13 protein-coding genes are annotated in these 14,335 nt (G+C 65.4%); 10 read left to right on the top strand and 3 right to left on the bottom strand.

The genetic code is table 11. The features are described 5' to 3' along the window. Nucleotides 1-27 precede the first annotated feature (27 nt). The gene (locus CH281_RS27255) at nucleotides 28-1,836 is read left to right on the top strand and encodes an HNH endonuclease signature motif containing protein (protein ID WP_256983397.1); all 1,809 of its coding nucleotides are present in this window, start codon (nucleotides 28-30) and stop codon (nucleotides 1,834-1,836) included. Nucleotides 1,837-1,863: 27 nt separating this feature from the next. Here CH281_RS27255 and CH281_RS08310 read toward each other — a convergent pair whose 3' ends face one another. The 3 genes from CH281_RS08310 to CH281_RS08300 are packed head-to-tail and all read right to left on the bottom strand — an operon-like array spanning nucleotide 1,864 to nucleotide 3,690. Further along, entirely contained in the window at nucleotides 1,864-2,751 is an 888-nt protein-coding gene (locus tag CH281_RS08310; RefSeq protein ID WP_032369293.1) for a polysaccharide deacetylase family protein, read from the bottom strand. 41 nt (nucleotides 2,752-2,792) lie between these two features. After that, on the bottom strand, nucleotides 2,793-3,071 hold the full coding sequence (locus CH281_RS08305) for a hypothetical protein (protein WP_094693706.1): 279 nt from the start codon (nucleotides 3,069-3,071) through the stop codon (nucleotides 2,793-2,795). Between the two features lie 49 nt (nucleotides 3,072-3,120). Continuing rightward, the gene (locus CH281_RS08300) at nucleotides 3,121-3,690 is read right to left on the bottom strand and encodes a CGNR zinc finger domain-containing protein (protein WP_094693704.1); all 570 of its coding nucleotides are present in this window, start codon (nucleotides 3,688-3,690) and stop codon (nucleotides 3,121-3,123) included. An 83-nt stretch (nucleotides 3,691-3,773) separates the two neighbouring features. Here CH281_RS08300 and CH281_RS08295 point away from each other — a divergent pair, with 83 nt between their 5' ends. The 9 genes from CH281_RS08295 (at nucleotide 3,774) to CH281_RS08255 (ending at nucleotide 14,310) form a co-directional block, all read left to right on the top strand. Continuing rightward, nucleotides 3,774-4,952: an epoxide hydrolase family protein gene (locus CH281_RS08295; RefSeq protein WP_094693993.1), complete on the top strand. Its 1,179-nt coding sequence runs from the start codon at nucleotides 3,774-3,776 to the stop codon at nucleotides 4,950-4,952. 35 nt (nucleotides 4,953-4,987) lie between these two features. Continuing rightward, nucleotides 4,988-5,593 carry a TetR/AcrR family transcriptional regulator gene (locus tag CH281_RS08290; RefSeq protein ID WP_370878638.1) on the top strand — a complete coding sequence of 202 codons (606 nt, stop codon included), beginning with the start codon at nucleotides 4,988-4,990 and terminating at the stop codon, nucleotides 5,591-5,593. Continuing rightward, complete coding sequence (locus CH281_RS08285) at nucleotides 5,590-7,098, top strand: flavin-containing monooxygenase (RefSeq protein WP_256983396.1); 1,509 nt, start codon at nucleotides 5,590-5,592, stop codon at nucleotides 7,096-7,098. Before CH281_RS08290 ends, CH281_RS08285 begins: the two co-directional genes overlap by 4 nt. After that, nucleotides 7,095-8,786, top strand: coding sequence for a GMC oxidoreductase (locus CH281_RS08280; RefSeq protein WP_032373786.1), 1,692 nt, complete (start codon nucleotides 7,095-7,097; stop codon nucleotides 8,784-8,786). Before CH281_RS08285 ends, CH281_RS08280 begins: the two co-directional genes overlap by 4 nt. After that, complete coding sequence (locus tag CH281_RS08275) at nucleotides 8,786-9,421, top strand: hypothetical protein (protein ID WP_032373787.1); 636 nt, start codon at nucleotides 8,786-8,788, stop codon at nucleotides 9,419-9,421. Before CH281_RS08280 ends, CH281_RS08275 begins: the two co-directional genes overlap by 1 nt. A 174-nt stretch (nucleotides 9,422-9,595) precedes the next feature. After that, nucleotides 9,596-11,128 carry a catalase gene (locus CH281_RS08270; protein WP_027494511.1) on the top strand — a complete coding sequence of 511 codons (1,533 nt, stop codon included), beginning with the start codon at nucleotides 9,596-9,598 and terminating at the stop codon, nucleotides 11,126-11,128. A gap of 139 nt (nucleotides 11,129-11,267) precedes the next feature. Beyond that, nucleotides 11,268-11,741 carry a Dps family protein gene (locus CH281_RS08265; protein ID WP_027494510.1) on the top strand — a complete coding sequence of 158 codons (474 nt, stop codon included), beginning with the start codon at nucleotides 11,268-11,270 and terminating at the stop codon, nucleotides 11,739-11,741. A gap of 83 nt (nucleotides 11,742-11,824) precedes the next feature. Beyond that, the gene (locus tag CH281_RS08260; protein ID WP_032373788.1) at nucleotides 11,825-12,514 is read left to right on the top strand and encodes an HAD family hydrolase; all 690 of its coding nucleotides are present in this window, start codon (nucleotides 11,825-11,827) and stop codon (nucleotides 12,512-12,514) included. After that, entirely contained in the window at nucleotides 12,511-14,310 is a 1,800-nt protein-coding gene (locus CH281_RS08255) for a glycoside hydrolase family 15 protein (RefSeq protein ID WP_032373789.1), read from the top strand. Before CH281_RS08260 ends, CH281_RS08255 begins: the two co-directional genes overlap by 4 nt. The last annotated feature ends 25 nt before the right edge of the window (nucleotides 14,311-14,335 follow it).

The raw sequence follows: 14,335 nt of genomic DNA, 5'->3' as shown, positions 1-14,335 counted from the left end.
CAGGAATTGGTCTCCGAGCTTGCTGACGTGACCTCACTCGAAAACGCTCTCGCCGCAACTAGATTGACGTTGCTCGCCGAGATAGACCGCCGCGGCTTGGCAATGAAACTCGGGCACTCGTCCGTCACCCGCTGGTACGCGAAGTCGGTGCGGATCACCGACGGATCCGCCGCCCGCCAGAACGCACTGGGGTACTGGCTGTTCGATCACCCCACCGTGCTCGACGCCCTCGCCGACGGCCGCATCCATGCCGCACATGCCGCCGCGATTGCCGAGGGATACGACGTCGTCCTGGTGGCCGACCCGACGTTGGATCAGGACCGGCGCTACGGAATTGTCGACGAATTGCTCGACACCGCGATGCGCAACACCGCGGGGCAGGTGACCTCCCGCGCGCAGGCTTTGGCGCATGCGGCCGCGGACGACGCCCGAGCACGACACACGAAAGCCGAGAAACAAAGACGCGAGCAGGAACAGCAGGAACGCGAGCGTCATGATCAGGAGCGGCGGAAAGATGGTGGTGCGACCGCTACCGGCCGGCTGCCCGATCCGGAACCGCCTGCACCCGAGCCTGTTCCGCCGACACCTGCACCGCGACCGGTGTCGGAGAACTCGGCACTGAACCGGTTCGACCTGCATGCTCTGGCCAACGGCCGCTTCCAGTTCGGTGGCGACATCGACCGGTTGCTCGCCGAGAAACTTCTCACCGCTCTGTCGCAGTTGACAGCACCGCGACCAGGTCCCGGCGGGGAGCGCGACCCACGCAGCCCGTCGAAGCGCCGGGCCGATGCACTCGATCAGATCCTCGACCGACACCTCCGCGGCGGCACCCGGGGGTCGGCGGGCGGGTCGCGGGCGTCGGTACACCTGATCGTCCCCCTGCGGGACTTGCTCGCCCACGGCGACAACAAGCAATCGGGTAGCACCGCAACCGAATCGGGCGACACCGGTACGGGCGCGGGGAGCTCCTCGAACGGCGGCGACAGCAACGGCTCGCGTCCGCATGGAGTGGCTCGAGGGGATATCGCTGCTCACGGCGAAACGACATCCGGATGTGGTGGTGCCGGGCGGAAATCTGTGCCCGAGAGGGGAGGCGCTGCTGCTTGCGGCGAAGCGTCAGCCGGTGGCCATGGTGGCGGTGGTAGTAGCGCCGGGCATAGGTCTGCCTCCAGCCCAGGGAGTATGGTTGCTCGCGGCGAAGCAGCGTCCGGTGGTGACGGTGGCGATTTCGACCGTGCCGGGAAGGAGACTGCGCCCGACCCGGGCGACGCTGGTCCTCGCGGCGGTGGCAGTAACGCCGGGCATAAGTCTGTGCCCGAGAGGGGAGTCGCTGCTGCTTGCGGCGAAGCTTCAGCCGATGGTGATGGTGCCGGGCAGAAGTCTGTCCCCGAGCCGGGCGACGCGGACTGGCCGTTCCACCTCGACTGGACCGGCCCCATCAGCCGCTTCCTCGCCGAGCTGGTCACCTGCGACGCCGACCTGACCCCCGTCATCGTCGACCACCACGGCGTACCACTCGCGCTCGGACGAACCACCCGACTCGCCTCCGACGACCAACGCATCGCCCTGACCATTCGCGACACCTGCTGCGTCATGTGCGGCCGCCCAGCCCAGTGGTGCCAAGCCCACCACATCAGATTCTGGGAACACGGCGGCCGCACCGACCTGATCAACCTCGCGCTGGTCTGCGGAGAATGCCACCGCCTCGTCCATCACGGCGACTGGCAACTGCTCATGGGCGACGACGGACACCCGTACGCCATCCCACCCGAATCCGTCGACCCCAGACAGGAACCCCTCCCCAGCTACCACCGACGAAAACAACGAGCAGCCTGACTCCACGCCGACAGCGGTCCAGCCGATCTATCGGACGGGAGGTACAACCGTGCGGTAGTGCGCCGCGATGTCGCCGGGGGTGGTGAACCAGACGCCGTCGTTGTTGGCGGTCAGGTGCTCGAGTGCAGCACGGAACCGTCGCAGTCGGTAGGGCTGTCCCGTCAGGAAGGTGTGCACGGAGATCGCGAGCACCACCGGTTGCCTTGCCGAGTTCTCCTTCAGCTCGTCGAAGCTGCCGATGATGTTGTGCTCGAACGCTTCTGCGGTCTGATGGTGATGGACGAACATCGGCAGATCGTTGATCTCGTGGGGATACGGGACGCTGAGCAGCGGGCCGCCGCGGGTCTGTAGCCACACCGGTTGGTCGTCGACGGGCCAGTCCAAGGTGTACTGGTAACCGTGCTCCGCGAGGATGTCCTCGGTGACGCGGCTCGGGTTGGCACCTGGGCTCATCCATCCTCTGGGCGGTGCTCCCTCGTGTCGTTCGATCGCGGCGGTGACATCCTCGATGGAGCGACGTTCGGTGTCCTCGTCCTGATCGTTCGGTTGCACCGCGTTCGTTCGGCCGTGTGCGACGACCTCGGCGTCGAGTGCTCGGAACGCCGCGGTCAGCTGCGGGGCGTGCTCGTACACCTCGGTATTGACCAGCAATGTCGGTCGAATTCCGCACTGCTGCAGTGTCTCTGCGATGCGGAAGCCGCCGACGCGATTGCCGTATTCACGCCAGCCCCAGTTGTACGTGTTGGGTTGGTCCATCGCAGGCGTGTAACCGAGGCCGGGCTGCCCGTCGTCGTACGGAAAGTGCTCGCAGTTGACCGCGACATACACCGCGAGACGCGCGCCGCCGGGCCACTCGAACCGAGGCCGATCGACGATGGGGGAGTACTCGAAGCGGCCGTGCGAGGGGAGAGCCATGGCCGGGGTATTGCCCGCGGCGAGTCGGCACAAACTGTCGGTCAGTCGGTGTGAGTCGCGACGTCCACCAGGTGGGCGATCTGCGGGTCCCGTGGCTCGAACACCTCGAACACTCCGATTGCCGCCAGCTGCGGTGCCAGCTCTTTCAGCGTCGCGATCAGTTCGTCGTGAGCCTCGGTCCCGGGTTCCACGTCGCGGAGCGCGCGCGCATTCGCGACGAACGCCGCCACGGTGCCTTTCCGTATCGGGAGCCCGTCGAACGACGCTCTTTCGGCTCCGTCGGGAAGTATGTCCTCGGGGCGCACGGAATGACCGGTCATCGTGTATTCCCTCCGTCGAAGCAGCGTACGAATGCCAGTGTGGTCGACGTCAGCGCGACGATGTGGTGCCACGGCTGGCCGCCATGCGGGCCTTCTTCTGACGGTTTCCACACGTGTTCATGTCGCACCATTTTCGACTGCGGCTCTGGCTGGTGTCGAAGAACGCCGCGCGGCACGTAGGGGATGCGCACAACGCCACCGTGCCGTCTCGCTCACCAGCGACAATGTCGATTGCGTCGGCTGCGATGACACCGAGGGCGTCTTCGACCGCCGTCGTAGCCGTCAACTGCCACTGCCGGACACCCGACGGCGACAGGATTGCCGACGCCCGACCCCGAAGGCTGTGGTCGTTCAAAATGCGAACGGGGGAAGTGGGCAGTCGATCTCCAGTCGCGGCTGCAGTAGCGCAGAGGTGGATCGCTTCCCGTAGCTTCCGAGCCGCGTCGAGCTGTGAGTCGGTGCAGGATTCGACGGCGAGTCCGTGGAGAGTCAACCAGTCGGCGAGCCGTTCCGGCACAGGGATTCGTTCGACGGCATCGCCGCGACGCTCGGTGAGGGTTCCGGTGAATGCCGTCGACAGGACATTGCCGGGTCGGAAATCGGGGAAGCTCCTTGCCATAGAACCACCTTAGCCGGTTGCGCCAAGCCGTCTGCGCTGTTAGAACTGCCTTAGCCGGTTCAACTAAACAAAGGAGCTTCATGATGCGCGTCGACAAGCCCGATGCCCGCCCGTTCGAGTGGCGCGCAACCGACGCCGACCTCGCCGATCTGGTCGCACGGCTCGACTCGGCTCGCCTGCCCGAATCCGAGACCGTGGCCGGCGCGCGCAGATGGGAGCAGGGGGTACCGCTCACCGAGCTCACGGACGCGATCGAGTTCTGGCGCACCGAATACGACTGGCGATCGCTCGAGTCGAGGCTCGACCGAGTCGGGCAGTTCTGCACGACGATCGACGGCGTGGGGATTCATTTCCTGCACCGTCGTTCACCGCGGAGTGACGCAGCGCCGTTGATCGTGACGCACGGCTGGCCGGGCAGCGTTGTCGAATTCCTCGACATCATCGACGAACTGGCCGATCCGTCGGACCTCTCGGCACGTGCATTCCACGTCGTGGTCCCGTCTCTTCCGGGCTTCGCGTTCAGCGACAAACCTGCGACGACCGGGTGGGACACCGAGAAGATCGCGGCCGCGTGGGTCGAGCTGATGGGCCGTCTCGGCTACGACCGGTTCCTCGCCCACGGGGGCGATTGGGGAGGTGTCGTCACCACGATCCTGGGCGGCCGATTCCCTGAGCAGGTCATCGGAATCCACACGACCTACGCCGAAGCGCCGCCCGGGTTGTCGACGGACGGACTGACGGCCGAGGAGCTCGGCTGGGTTCAGCACACCAGAGAGTTCGACCGTGATCGCATCGCCTACGCGACACTGCAGGCGACGCAGCCGCAGACGATCGGGTATTCACTCGTCGATTCCCCGGTCGGGCTGTTGGCCTGGATTCTCGACAAGTTCGCGGAGTGGACGGACACCGAGAGCAGTCCGTTCGAGACGATCTCTCGCACGGACTTTTTCGACAACGTCACCCTGTACTGGTTGACACGTAGCGGGGCGTCGTCGGCCCGCATCTACTACGAAAGCCACCACTCACTCGACCCGGACCTCCGCGTCGATGTCCCGGCCGCGATCACGACATATCCCCGGGACATTGCGAAGTGCCCGCTGCCATGGGCCCAGCAGAGGTACCGGCGCATCGTTCGATGGCGGGCACCCGACGCCGGCGGTCACTTCCCTTCACTCGAACGGCGCGACTACTTCGTCCGGGACCTTCGCGCGGGTCTGTCGGCGGTCGTGGAGGCGGATGAGCGCAGTTGTGACAAAACTTAAAGTCAGGCTGGACTGTTTGTTGTTTTGACGCTACTGTGCGAAGTGTGACTACCGACACAGGGCTCAACGACGGCGCGCCTACCCCGCGCCGTACGCAGGCCGAACGCACCGCGGGGACCCGCGCAAAGTTGCTCGATGCAGCCATCGAGTGCCTCGTCGAGCTGGGTTTCTCGAAGACCAGCACGCAGGAGATCGCGCGGCGTGCCGGAGTATCCCGTGGAGCGCAGCTGCACCACTTCCCGACCAAGGAGACGTTGGTGACCGCTGCCGTCGAGCATCTCGTCGACCGCCGCCTGTCCGAAATCTTGGAAGCCGAGCCCGATCCGGAACGCGGACCCGAGATCCTCGTCGACGCGTTCTCGGGCCCGCTGTTCTATGCCGCGCTCGAGCTGTGGGTCGCGGCACGTACCGATCCGGCTCTGCACGAGGCAATGGTTCCGCTCGAGCGCCGCGTCGCCGAGGCCATCCAGAGCGGCGCTCAGATCGTCATGGGTAGCCGCATGTCCACCGAGTCCATCGAGCTCAGCGTCGAGCTGGCACGTGGGCTCGCTGTATCGGCTCTGTTCCGTACCCCCGAAGCCGACGCGCAGCTGCGCGGACGGCTCCTCCCCGTCTGGTCCGAAAAGGTGATGGACTCGTGAATTCCGCACTGCCCCAACAACTTGACGTGCTCGTCGTCGGAGCCGGTTTCGCCGGCCTCGCCGCGGTGGCGAAGATCCTCGCCGCCGATCCGAGTGCCGACGTGACCGTCATCGAGCGAGCGTCGGAGGTGGGCGGCACATGGCGGGACAACACTTACCCCGGGTGTGCGTGCGATGTCCCGACGTCGCTGTACTCGTTCTCGTTCGCGCCGAGCCCGAAGTGGAGTCACACCTTCGCGCGCCAACCGGAGCTGTTCGACTACCTCCAATCGGTGGTCGAGCGGCTGAACCTGCGGGATCGCATCGTCACCGATTGCGAACTGCTGTCGGCCGATTGGAGTGACACGGACCAGCGGTGGACCGTGCAGACCTCGAAGGGCGCGGCGAGCGTCAGAGTTCTCATAGCTGCCACCGGCGCACTGTCGACGCCGAAGATCCCGGACGTCCCGGGCATCGACACATTCCAGGGAACGGTATTCCACTCCGCGACGTGGAACCACGAGCACGATCTCACCGGAGAGCGCGTCGCCGTGATCGGCACCGGAGCGTCGGCGGTGCAGTTCGTGCCCGAGATCGTCGACAAGGCCCAGCGGCTCACCGTCTTTCAACGCACACCGGCCTGGGTCATCCCGCGCCTGGACCGCACCATCGGCCGGGTCGAGCGGACTCTGTACGAGAAGGTCCCCGCGGCTCATCGCGCGGTTCGCGGCATCATCTACGGGTACCGCGAGGCATACGTGACCGTTCTGGCCGACAACCCGTGGATGTTGCCCGCCGTCAAGGCATTCGCGAAGGCCAATCTGAAGCGTCAGGTCAAGAACCCGACGAAGAGGGCGGCTCTGACCCCCGACTACGCACCCGGCTGCAAACGTCTTCTGCTGTCCAATGATTGGCTGCGGACGCTGGATCGACCCGACGTCGACCTGGTGACATCGGGCCTGACGTCGGTGACCGAGAACGGCGTCGTCGACGCGTCGGGCCGCAACTACGAGGTGCACACCATCATCTTCGCGACGGGGTTCACCCCGACCGAACCGCCGGTGTCGCATCTGTTGCGCGGCAGCGATGGTCGTACTCTCGCGGAGCGCTGGGGCGGTAGCCCGCAGGCCCACCTGGGTACCACTGTCGCCGGGTTCCCGAATCTCTTCCTGATGTACGGCCCCAACACCAATCTCGGGCACAGTTCGATCGTCTACATGCTCGAGTCGCAGGCCAATTACGTCGTCTCGGCGCTCAGCGAGATGCGGGACCATCATGCAACCGCCGTCGAGGTGTCCGAATCCGCTCAGCAGCAGCACAACTCGTGGGTCGACTCTTCTCTCGACGGCACAGTCTGGAATGCCGGCGGCTGCTCGAGCTGGTACCTTGACGCCAACGGACGTAACTCGACGATGTGGCCCACGTACACGTTCCGGTTCCGCAACAAGACGCGAACGTTCGACACCTCGAATTACCGACTCGTCTCCGACACCCGTGAATCAGACAAGAAGGCGGTTTCCGCATGAGCGACTACGACGTACTGATCATCGGCTCCGGGTTCGGCGGGAGCGTCGCCGCGCTGCGGGCCGTCGAGAAGGGCTACCGGGTGGCGGTGTTGGAATCCGGCCGACGGTTCGCCGATCACGAATTGCCCAAGACCAGTTGGCGTTTGCGTAAGTACCTGTGGGCTCCGGCGCTCGGCTGCTACGGCGTCCAACGTATCCACCTGTTGCCCGACGTGCTGGTGATGGCGGGGGCAGGCGTCGGCGGAGGCTCGCTCAACTACGCCAACACGCTGTACCAGCCGCCGACGAAGTTCTTCGAGGACCCGCAGTGGGGTGCCATCACGGACTGGAAGCGTGAACTGAATCCGTACTACGACCAGGCGCGTCGGATGCTCGGGGTCGAGACGAACCCGACGATCACTGCCTCGGACAAGGTCATGAAGGAGGTCGCCGAGGACATGGGCGTGGGCGACACGTTCACCTCTACTCCGGTGGGCGTCTACTTCGGTGACCGTGGCAAGACTGCACCCGACCCGTTCTTCGGTGGTGCCGGCCCGGAGCGGACCGGGTGCACCGAGTGTGGTTCGTGCATGACGGGTTGCCGCGTCGGCGCGAAGAACACCCTCGTCAAGAATTACCTCTACCTCGCCGAACGTGCAGGCGCACACATCCTTCCGCTGACGACCGTCGTGGACGTCCGCCCGAACGGCAGCGGCTACGACGTCGTGACGCGCCGCACCGGCGGCAAGCTGCGCCGCAAGGAGAAGACGATCACCGCCGATCAGGTGGTCTTCTCGGCCGGCACCTACGGAACGCAGAAGCTCATGCTCGCCGCGAAGGAGAAGGGCTCGTTGCCGCGGCTGTCGAACAAGATCGGTTCGTTGGTACGTACCAACTCCGAGGCCGTACTGGCCGCAACGGCGCGCGGACGCGAGGTCGACTACCACGAGGGAGTGGCGATCACCTCGTCGTTCCACCCGGACGATCACACGCACATCGAACCGGTGCGATACGGCAAGGGCAGCAACGCGATCGGGCTGCTGCAAACCGTTCTCAGTGACGGCGGCGGCAAGGTGCCGCGGATTCTCAAGACGCTCGGAGTGGCGCTGCGTCACCCCGGCGCGGCGGCCCGCAGTCTGTCGGTCCACAGGTGGTCCGAACGCACCGTCATCGCTCTGGTGATGCAGACCGACGACAACTCCCTCGAGCTGGGCTCGAAGAAGGGGCCGTTCGGGCGTCGACTGACGAGTCGGCCCGGGGCGGGCGATCCCCCGCCGCAGTGGATTCCGCAGGGGCACACGGCCATCAGGTTGCTCGCCGACAAGATCGGCGGCGATCCGGGCGGGTCGATCGCCGAGATCGTCAACATTCCGATGACCGCGCACTTCCTCGGCGGCTGCGCCATCGGTGATTCACCGAACACCGGTGTGATCGACGGCTACCAGCGGGTGTACGGGTACGAGGGCTTGCACGTGCTCGACGGGTCTGCCGTCAGCGCCAACCTCGGCGTCAATCCGTCTCTGACCATCACCGCGCAGGCCGAGCGGGCAATGGCGTTGTGGCCCAACAAGGGTGAGCCGGACCGTAGGCCTGCCGTCGGCTCGGGTTATGTCGAGGTGGCACCGGTTCAGCCGTCCAACCCGGTGGTGCCGGTGACCGCGCCGGGCGCGCTGCGCCTGCCGCTGACCGTCGTGGGGAGGGACTCCTGATGTGGAGCGTCGCCGAGTCGGAGACCGAGCGCACCGATTGGCCGGTCAGCCCCGCAGCGCCGTGGCCGGCGAACGTCCGGGCCACGATCTGGTGGCATCGCGCCCGGTCGTCGGATTTCGCTCCCGCCGGCGCGAAGACGTTGCCGATCACGATGTGCATGGTCGTCGACTACATGACGTCACCCGTCGGTCCCTACCGCGAGATACTGGCGAGCCCGGTGTTGCGCCGGGACGTCGGAAAGATTCCGCGCATGTCGGTGCCGTTCATCGCCGTCGATTCCGCGACGTCGGTGCACGGCGGCAGGACCAACTGGCATCTGCCCAAGGTGCTGGCCGAGTTCGACGGCGACGTGCTGAACAAGGCCGGGGTCAGCGGTGGGGACTGGTCGGTGCGGACCGGCTCCCGCGGCTTCGGGCCCGCATTTCCGATGCGCGGATCGATCGGGTTCGCGCAGCCGGTGCCCGGCGGATCGGCTCTGGGCGTCGCGAGCTTGAAGGGGAAAGCCAGGTTGGCCCGAGTGCAGGTGGATGCGTCGGGGCCGACGCTCGATCGCTGGATGCCGTCGGGCACGTATTTCGGGTTGCAGATCGTGTCGGGTTCGATGCGGACGGGTGAGGCGCGGCTGGTGCCCTGACGGCAATCCTTTTCTTGACTTAGTACAGATTGATGGCATGCTGGTGGTCGAGCTCGAGGGTTTATGCCGCGTGAGTACGGGCATTCCCCATGAGAATCCGGCCGCGCCCTCGGCCGCACAGATTTCGTCCGGGACAGCCCTCTCGGACTCGATACAGCCATCAGGAGGCTTCGTATGACCAAGCCGACCACCAGCAAGCCCACCACCAGTAACTCGGGAATCCCCGTAGCCAGCGACGATCAGTCGCTCACCGCCGGCGCACAGGGCCCGATCCTGCTGCACGATCACTACCTGATCGAGAAGATGGCGCAGTTCAACCGCGAGCGAGTCCCGGAGCGCGTCGTGCATGCCAAGGGCGCGGGCGCGTTCGGCGAGCTCGAGATCACCGGTGACATCAGCAAGTACACCAAGGCGAAGGCGTTGCAGCCCGGCGCGAAGACCGAGATGCTGGCACGGTTCTCCACCGTCGCCGGCGAGCAGGGTAGCCCCGACACCTGGCGTGATCCGCGCGGCTTCTCGCTGAAGTTCTACACCGAGGAAGGCAACTGGGACCTCGTCGGCAACAACACGCCGATCTTCTTCGTCAAGGATCCGATCAAGTTCCAGGACTTCATCCGCAGCCAGAAGCGCATGCCCGACTCCGGTCTGCGTGACAACAACATGCAGTGGGACTTCTGGACCCTCTCGCCCGAGTCGGCGCACCAGGTCACGTGGCTCATGGGTGACCGCGGCATCCCGAAGTCGTTCCGCCACATGGACGGTTTCGGTTCGCACACGTACCAGCTCATCGCCGAGGACGGAACGAAGACCTGGGTGAAGTTCCACTTCAAGACCGATCAGGGCATCGACTTCCTGACGCAGGACAAGGCCGACGAGGTTGCGGGTACGTCACCCGACCACCACCGTCAGGACCTGTTCGGGTCCATCAAGAACGGCGACTTCCCCAGCTGGACCCTCAAGGTCCAGCTCATGCCGTACGACGAGGCCGAAAACTACAAGTACAACCCGTTCGATCTCACCAAGGTCTGGTCGCAGAAGGATTACCCGCTCATCGAGGTCGGCAAGATGACCTTGAACCGGAACCCGGAGAACTTCTTCGCACAGATCGAGCAGAGCTCGTTCGAGCCGTCCAACACCGTGCCCGGCATCGGCTTCAGCCCCGACAAGATGCTGCTCGGCCGCGTGTTCTCCTACGCGGACGCGCATCGTTACCGCATCGGAGCGAACTATGCGCAGCTGCCGGTCAACGCCCCGAAGTCCGAGGTCAACTCGTACTCCAAGGACGGCAACATGCGGTACTCGTTCAACTCTCCGGAGACGCCCGTCTACGCGCCGAACTCCTTCGGCGGTCCGTCGGCGGACACGAACAAGTACGGCGACGACGGAGCGTGGGACTTCGAGCCTCGCTTCGTCCGCACCGGCTACATCGAGCACCCCGAGGACGGCGACTTCGTCCAAGCTGGAGCCCTCGTCCGCGAGGTCATGGACGATGCGCAGCGCGAGCGTCTGGTCGGGAACATCGTCGGACACGTCCTCAACGGCGTCAGCGAGCCGGTTCTGAGCCGAGTGTTCGAGTACTGGACCAACGTCGACCCCGAGCTCGGCAAGAAGGTCGAGGAAGGTGTTCGGTCGCAGCAGAACGAGACCGCTCCCACCACCGGTGCCGGCGCGATCGACGATCCTGCCGACGAGGCCGCCAAGGTCTGATCCGGACGTTCCTAGGATCGGCGTCACAACGACGCCGATCCCGGAACAACCGGCGCGGCGCCGCCGTTGTGCAATACAGACGGAAGCACAATAATGGCGTGCGATGCACACCGTCGTACAACGGCAGGGAGGCCACATCATGACGAACCCCATCACCAGCACCCTCGACGCAGGTCAGCAGAAGATCGCGGGCGACGCTCTGCAGGGCACCGTCGTCGACCTGATCGATCTCTCGCTCATCGCGAAGCAGGCGCACTGGAACGTGATCGGCAAGAACTTCCGGTCCGTGCACCTCGAGCTCGACGAACTGGTCACTGCTGCACGTGAATTCACCGATCAGGCGGCCGAGCGCGCCACCGCGATCGGTGTCAGCCCGGACGGCCGGGCAGCCACCGTCTCCTCGACGGCCGGAACCAAGGGCTTCGGTGCCGGGTGGACCCAGGACAGCGAAGTGGTGCCGGCCATCGTCGACAACATCGCTGCCGTCGTCGACCGGCTGCGTGGACGCGTCGCCGATACCGCGGAAGCCGACCCGGTGACGCAGGACCTGCTCATCGCCATCACTGCTCGGCTCGAGCAGCTGCACTGGATGTGGCAGGCCCAGGCCAGCTGAAACCTGAATTCGATGCGGGCCCCTCACCGGTGGTGAGGGGCCCGTTTTGTTTGCGTGTACAGCCCATGGGTATTCGTACGCCCATGTCTGAAAGTGCTCCGAAGGTCGACGCGGTGTTGTTCGATATCGACGGCACGCTCGTCGATTCCAATTACGTCCATGTCGACGCGTGGTCCCGCGCGTTCCGCGATGCCGGGCACGAGGTGTCGTCGTGGCGCATTCATCGCAGTATCGGGATGGACGGGTCGAAGTTGCTGGAGGCGTTGGTCGGTTCGTCCGACAGCGCGCTCGCGCAGGAAGCGAAAACCCTGCACGGGGAGTACTACGCGGCCGCGTCGCAGACCTTGGAAATTCTGCCGGGTGCACGGGAGCTGTTGGCAGAGCTGAACACTCGCGAGGTCACCGTGGTGCTCGCGACGTCCGCTCCGGAGTCCGAGCTGTCGACGTTGCGTGATCTGCTCGAGGTCGAGGATTCGGTAGCGGTGGTGACATCCGGCGAGGACGCCGAGGTGGCAAAGCCGGAGCCCGACATCATCGGTGTTGCGCTCGAGCGCGCCGGCGTCGACGCCGAACACGCGATCATGGTGGGAGACAGCGTGTGGGACATCGAATCCGCGGGCCGGGCAGGGGTGCGGGCCATCGGCGTGCTGAGCGGCGGTATCTCACGCGCAGAGCTGCTCGACGCGGGTGCGGTGGCAGTGTTCGACGACCCGGCCGATCTGCTGGAACACCTCGCCGAGAGCCCGATCCTTGCCGGCAAGGCAAGTGCTTGAGCAACTTCCGAAAGCCTTGTCCGAGGGTCGACGGGTACGTCCCCATCGAAAGTTACGGCGCGATCGGTGACGGCCGGACCGTCGCGATGATCGCCGACGACGGCCGCATCGATTGGTTCCCGGTACCGAATCTCGATTCGCCACCGCCGTTCGCCTCGCTGCTCGACGCCCCGCACGGTGGGTACATCGAACTGACGCCCAGAGGCGAGTTCACCGTCGAGCGCGAATTCGTGCCCGGCACAAACGTTCTGACCACCACGTTCCGCACCGACGGCGGTACGGTCCGAATCACCGACTCGCTCAACACAGGTGTGGCCGGGCGATTGCCGTGGGTGGAGTTGGCGCGCCGCATCGACGGACTGGACGGAACAGTGGACATGACGTGGTCCGTCGCACCGGGGACGATGCTCGGTATCGCGTCGCCGTGGGCGTACGACACCGAGCACGGAACCGTCCTGCGCGTCGACGGATTGACGCTGGCAGTCCGGACTTTGGGGATCGAAGACGTGCAGCTCGCGGATCGCGACATCAGCGGCATCTTCACCACGCGCTCGGGTTCGCGTCACGTCATCGGTGTGGTCGGAACCGAGAACGAGCCACTGCCTCTGCCGGATCCTCAACACCTCGACGAGGGCATCGACCGGACCATCGACAATTGGCGCGTCTGGTCGGACGAGTTCTCGTACGAGGGCCCGTGGGCGAAGCACGTCGCTCGCAGCGCGTTGGCGTTGAAGCTGTTGCTGCATAGCCCATCCGGTGCTATCGCGGCGGCAGCGACCACGTCACTGCCCGAGAATCGCACCGGTGGCAAGAACTGGGACTACCGCTACGCCTGGGTTCGCGACGCCGCGTACACCATTCGGGCGCTGCAACGGTTCGGTCTGCGTGAGGAAATCCATGCGGCGGTCGCGTGGCTGTTGAAGGTCATTCGAGTCAACGATCCGTTGGTGAACGTGTTCTACACCCTCGGCGGCGAATTGCCGGGCGGCACAGAGCAGCCCGACGTGCCCGGCTGGCGCGGCATCGGACCGGTGGTCAACGGCAACGCCGCGGCGGACCAACTCCAGCTGATGATCTTCGGAGACCTGTTCTCGATCATTCGGCAGTACGTGGACGCGGGCAACATTCTCGACGCGCAAACCGGTCGGCTGTTGGCGACCATCGCGGACGAGGCCTGCGACTCGTGGCAGCGCAAGGATGCCGGTATCTGGGAGCTCGAGGTGGAGCAGCACTACACGAGCTCGAAGCTGGGGTGCTGGCAGGCACTGGACTGCGCGGTGCACCTGGCCGAAGCCGGGGAGATCCCGGGCATACCGGATCGGTGGAAAGCCGAGAAGGAGTGCATACGGCGGTACATCGAAACCGAGTGCTGGTCCGAGGAGCGGCAGACATACCTCGCGTACCCGGGAGCCGACGGGCTCGACGCGTCGGTGCTGTTGGCAGCGGAGATGAATTTCGATCGCGGAGAACGTATTTCGGCCACGATCGATGCGCTCGGCGAGGAGCTCGGTGCCGGGCCGTTGATGTACCGCTACAGCGGAGTGGCCGAGGAAGAGGTCACGTTCGTGGCCTGCGCGTTTTGGCGAGTGTCGGCGCTGTCGTGCGTCGGCCGAGACGACGAGGCCACGGCCCTGATGGACCAGTTGGTGGAAATGTCCAACGACGTCGGGCTGTACAGCGAGATGATCGATGCTTCGGATGGGTCGTTTCTGGGTAACTTCCCGCAGGGCTTGAGCCACCTGGCCCTGGTGAATGCGGCGTTGACCATCGCGCGTTCGCACGACGCCACAGCCTGACAACCGACCTCTAGCGCAAAGTGGG

This window comes from Rhodococcus sp. 06-221-2 (assembly GCF_002258365.1).
Lineage (GTDB): Bacteria > Actinomycetota > Actinomycetes > Mycobacteriales > Mycobacteriaceae > Rhodococcoides > Rhodococcoides fascians.
The sequence above is the reverse complement of the archived record's forward strand: the minus strand, read 5'-3'. Positions and strand labels throughout refer to the sequence as shown.

Excerpts from the sequence above, each read along its gene's own strand:
- CH281_RS08260 (WP_032373788.1), top strand. The coding sequence starts at position 11,825 with ATGTCTGAAAGTGCTCCGAAGGTCGACGCGGTGTTGTTCGATATCGAC.
- CH281_RS08305 (WP_094693706.1), bottom strand. The coding sequence starts at position 3,071 with ATGACCGGTCATTCCGTGCGCCCCGAGGACATACTTCCCGACGGAGCC.
- CH281_RS08280 (WP_032373786.1), top strand. The coding sequence starts at position 7,095 with ATGAGCGACTACGACGTACTGATCATCGGCTCCGGGTTCGGCGGGAGC.
- CH281_RS08265 (WP_027494510.1), top strand. The coding sequence starts at position 11,268 with ATGACGAACCCCATCACCAGCACCCTCGACGCAGGTCAGCAGAAGATC.
- CH281_RS08270 (WP_027494511.1), top strand. The coding sequence starts at position 9,596 with ATGACCAAGCCGACCACCAGCAAGCCCACCACCAGTAACTCGGGAATC.
- CH281_RS08300 (WP_094693704.1), bottom strand. The coding sequence starts at position 3,690 with ATGGCAAGGAGCTTCCCCGATTTCCGACCCGGCAATGTCCTGTCGACG.
- CH281_RS08275 (WP_032373787.1), top strand. The coding sequence starts at position 8,786 with ATGTGGAGCGTCGCCGAGTCGGAGACCGAGCGCACCGATTGGCCGGTC.
- CH281_RS08310 (WP_032369293.1), bottom strand. The coding sequence starts at position 2,751 with ATGGCTCTCCCCTCGCACGGCCGCTTCGAGTACTCCCCCATCGTCGAT.
- CH281_RS08295 (WP_094693993.1), top strand. The coding sequence starts at position 3,774 with ATGCGCGTCGACAAGCCCGATGCCCGCCCGTTCGAGTGGCGCGCAACC.